2 protein-coding genes are annotated in these 1169 nt (G+C 44.5%); both read left to right on the forward strand.

The features are described from left to right. On the forward strand, positions 1-638 hold a 638-nt coding region (locus A3735_RS23305; protein WP_068638754.1), incomplete at its 5' end, for a UPF0149 family protein. A 43-nt stretch (positions 639-681) separates the two neighbouring features. Then, on the forward strand, positions 682-1169 hold a 488-nt coding region (locus A3735_RS23310), incomplete at its 3' end, for an aminopeptidase P N-terminal domain-containing protein (protein ID WP_197485998.1).

Raw genomic sequence — 1169 nt, forward strand, 5'->3', positions numbered from 1 at the left:
AGGATATAGATGAGCTTGAAAATGAAGAGGCTCAGGAGAGTGATTTTGACTGGTTGGCGAATGTCTATAACCGACAAGGTGCGATCAATCACCCGAGTGAGTTACATGGCTTATTACTTGGGGAAATTACCGGCGGCATTAAGCGTACGGCGAATGACTTTTTAGCTCAGGTTTTAGAACATATGGGCGTCGATGAGTTAAATGTTGCAGCTCAAGCTAATGTAGTTGAGGACTTGTTAGCTTTTTATAGCCAAGTATCAGAGGGTATCGATAAGGATTCGAGTAGTTTTACCTTATTATTGCCAGACGATGACTATGTTTTATCCGAACGACTTGAGGCAATGGTGTTATGGGTAAGGGGTTTTTTGGAAGGTATCGCTATTTCTGCAAGTGAACGACTTAATTCTGCATCGAAGGATCTGGAAGAAATTCTTAAAGACCTGGTTGAAATTTGCCAGCTGGACCCTCGCGTTGAGCCTACTGAAGAGGGTGAAAGAGAGTTCTTTGAAGTGGTGGAGTATGTAAGGGTGGGGGTGCTTAACTTATATGCTGAGTTTAATCAGCCCGAAGTAGAAGATTCGACTGAAGAAAAAGCTGCTATTTCCGATATTGACCCAGATACACCGACATTACATTAATAACAATTGCTGACCAAGATTCTGCTACTCAGGACAATAAGAGATGAATAAAAAAGAATTCTCACGCCGACGAGCTTATCTGGCTGAACACATGGGTGAAAACTCAATTGCGATACTGCCCTCGTCAACGGTTAAAAGCCGGAACCGGGATGTTGATTACCCCTTTCGTCAGGATAGCGACTTCTTCTATCTGACCGGGTTTTCTGAGCCGGAAGCAGTGTTGGTGATTATTCCGGGCCGAGAGCACGGTGAGAGCATCTTGTTTTGCCGAGAGCGAGACCCGACAAAAGAAATGTGGGATGGATTTATTGCCGGGCCAGACCGTGCAATTGATATGTTTGGTGTCGATGATGCGTTTCCCATTTCTGATATAGATGAAATCCTCCCAGGCATGATTGAGGGAACGGATAAAGTTTATTACTCGATGGGCCTTGATGCTGTCTTTGACAGTCGCGTCATGGAATGGATCAACGTTATTCGCAGTAAAGTTAGAAATGGTGCTCACCCACCTGGTGAGTTTGTTGCCTTGGA

This window comes from Oleiphilus sp. HI0061 (genome assembly GCF_001635675.1).